We start from the raw sequence: 3,134 nt of genomic DNA, 5'->3' as shown, positions 1-3,134 counted from the left end.
CGTGAGCCCGGTGAGCAGGACGCCCTGCTGCTCGCTGCGGGCGGCGTTGATGATCCACTGGCCGTCGCTGGCGACCTGATTGAGCCAGAAGCCGGATGCGTCCTGAATTCCGCCGCCGGACGCGGATCCGAACATTTCCGCCTCCATGCGCTTGGATAGTTCGCGCAAATTGGCCGACATCGGATTGTAGGCGACGGTTGCCAGGAACCCGAGCGCAATCGCGCTTGCCAATGCCGGCGAAATGAACTGCCAGGCGGAAACGCCGGCAGCGCGCGCCACCACCAGTTCCAGCCGCCGCGACAGCGCGAGATAGCAGGTCATCGCGCCGATCAGGACGCAGAACGGCATCATTTTTTCGAGCAGCTGCGGCACCCGGTAGATGGAGGTCTTCGCCACCATGATGGCGGAAACCGAAGGCAGTCCGGACGTCTTCCGGACCATTTCGATGTAATCGACCAGCACCAGCAGCAGGAAGATGCTCGCGAACGCGCCCACCGCCGAGATCAGGAAGCGGCTGGCAAAATAGCGCCCGAGTGTGTTGACCATCATGCTCATGCTGCGGCCGGTCGTCCGAAGAGCCGCAGAATACGTTCGTTATTCCGGTTAATGGCCTCCATCAGCGATGCCGGCGGTTCGACCACGGTGCCCGTCAGGATCATCGCCACCCCGCCGCCGATCGCGACGATCAGCATCAGGTACTGAAAGAGGGCTGCGAGTGGCGACCTCACCGTCACGACCGAGCAGGCGAATCCCGCCATACGCAGTCCGAACACGGCGAAAATCGAACCGCCGATCGCAAAACTGCGGCTCTGCCGCGTGGTGCGCGGCGTTCCCAGGAACGCGAACGTCAACGCCGCGAAGGCGAAGGGATAGATCGGCGCCATGAAGCGGTCGTGCAATTCGGCGCGGAACTGGCCGGGCAATTGCTGGTAAATCGGGTCCTCGTAAGACGGCCTCAGCAATTCCCAGATGTAGCGTTCGCGGATGCCCAGCGCGACGTCGCGCCCGCTATTGGAGAATTTCGACATGTCGAATGCGTAACGGCCGAACGCCACCAGCGCCGGGTCGCGCTTGCCGGCTTCGAAACGCTGGAGATTTCCGTCTTCCAGTACCAGATACGAGCCGCTCTCGTTGCGCAGGATCGTGCCGTGGTCGGCAATGATGGTGACGCGTTCCTTGGGGTCGCGCCGGTCATCGACGAAAATGCCGGCGAGAATGCCGCCGGGCTGACGCTCCCGAATGCGAATCGTCAGGTTCCGATCGAGCGAGGCAAAGCGGCCGGGCTGCAGAATGTTGGTGAGCACGTCGGCGGTGATTTCGGCGTCCCACTGCTTGATCCGGCGCATGCCGTCGGGCGCCAAATAGGCCGCGATGAAGGCAACCAGAACCGACACCACGCAGGTGGCATAGAAGAACGGAAGGAACAGCCGGAACGGCGAGAGGCCCGCCGCATTCATCACGATGATCTCGGAGTCGGTCGCGAGCTTGTTGAGGGTATGCGAGATTGCGATCATCAGCGCCATCGGCGCAATGATCAGCACCAGCGCCGGGATGACGAGACTGGTGATGCCGAGAAAGGTGACGATGGTCTGGCCCTGGCTCGTCATCAGGTCGATGCCGCGCAACGCCTGCGTAATCCAGATCACCCCTGTCAGGCTCACCAGAATCAACGCAAACGACGCCAGCGTCGTTCGGAAAATATACTTGTCGATCGACCCCATCGTTACCGCACGATCCCCACCTCACGAGCCGAAACCGCGGCTCACGACCATCCCTGTTACGGGATCCCCACTGGTCGCGCCGCAGTTGTCCTGCCGGCTCACATTCTCACTACCATCCCTTTGATCCGTCAACAAAATGGCTGCGCCATGGCACCCTTGCTATATGGTTAATAATTCGCGCTATGTGGCTAATGAGCCACGGGGGCGCTTGGCATTACAGCGGCTGGCAGGCCATAGTGTCCCGGACCATGCTTCCCCAGGGATGTGCAGCCACAGCCGATGAGAGCATCCGTAACACCGCCCGGCCGGTTCCCGACCCAGCGACAGCCCTGAATTCTTGGAGGATTTGCCCATGTCCGACGCCGTCAAGGTCGGCTTCGTTCCGTTTTCCACCGCCCCGCGCGGGGTTCTGGTGATCTTTTGCGACGACACGCTGAAATTCGGCGCGGCGACGCGCAAGGGGCTGGGGACATCGGCCGATGTCATCAAGCGCGCGGCCGAAACCAACCAGTTCAAGGGCAAGAGCGGCTCGACGCTCGATATTCTGGCGCCGGAGGGTCTCAAGGCCAGCAGGCTGATCGTGGTTGGCGCCGGCAAGCTGTCGGCGATCAAGGACAATGATTTTCTCAAGCTTGGCGGCGCCGCCGCCGGCAAGCTGCTCGGCGGCAACGCGGTGGTGACGATCATGGCGGAATTGCCTGACGGCGCGATGAAGCCCGACCAGGCCGCCGCGGTGGCGTCGGGCGTGCGGCTGCGCGCCTATAGATTCGATCGCTACAAGACCAGGAAGAAGGACGGCGAGGATGCCGCGGTGCGCGCCGAGGTTTCGCTCGCGGTCGATGACGTCGCCGCCGCGCGAAAAGCCTTCGCCCCTCGCGCCCACATCGTCGATGGCGTCATCATGGCGCGCGAACTCGTCAACGAGCCGCCGAACGTGCTCTATCCCGTGGAATTCGCGCGGCGCGCCGCGCAGCTGCGCAAGCTCGGCGTCGATGTCGAAATTCTCGACGTCAAGGCCATGACCAAGCTCGGCATGGGCGCGCTGCTCGGCGTTTCCCAGGGCTCGACGCAGCCCGGCCGCACCGTGATCATGCGCTGGAATGGCGGCAGGAAGGGCGAGCAGCCGGTTGCCTTTGTCGGCAAGGGCGTTTGTTTCGATACCGGCGGCATCTCGATCAAGGGCTCCGCCGGCATGGAGGACATGAAGGGCGACATGGGGGGCGCGGCCTGCGTGGTCGGGCTGATGCATGCGCTGGCCGCGCGCAAGGCCAGGGTCAATGTGGTCGGCGCCATCGGCGTTGTCGAAAACATGCCTGACGGCAATGCGCAACGCCCCGGCGATATCGTGACCTCGATGTCCGGCCAGACCATCGAGATCATCAACACCGATGCCGAAGGCCGCCTGGTGCTGGC

Annotated in this window: 3 protein-coding genes; 1 reads left to right on the top strand and 2 read right to left on the bottom strand. The window is 63.3% G+C overall.

The window, feature by feature from the left end; all coding sequences use genetic code 11:
• The coding region (locus Q7T45_RS17015; protein WP_304872118.1) for an LptF/LptG family permease at nucleotides 1-555 on the bottom strand (555 nt) is incomplete at its 3' end.
• The gene (lptF, locus tag Q7T45_RS17010; RefSeq protein WP_304872117.1) at nucleotides 552-1,721 is read right to left on the bottom strand and encodes an LPS export ABC transporter permease LptF; all 1,170 of its coding nucleotides are present in this window, start codon (nucleotides 1,719-1,721) and stop codon (nucleotides 552-554) included. The genes Q7T45_RS17015 and lptF, both read right to left, overlap by 4 nt.
• Nucleotides 1,722-2,073: 352 nt before the next feature.
• Here lptF and Q7T45_RS17005 point away from each other — a divergent pair.
• A partial coding sequence (locus Q7T45_RS17005) for a leucyl aminopeptidase (protein ID WP_304872116.1) occupies nucleotides 2,074-3,134 on the top strand: 1,061 nt, incomplete at its 3' end.

Origin of the sequence: Bradyrhizobium sp., from assembly GCF_030646015.1 — a bacterium.
Taxonomy (GTDB): Bacteria; Pseudomonadota; Alphaproteobacteria; order Rhizobiales; family Xanthobacteraceae; genus Bradyrhizobium.
Note: the sequence above shows the minus strand (reverse complement) of the source record. Positions and strands in the feature narration are given on the sequence as shown.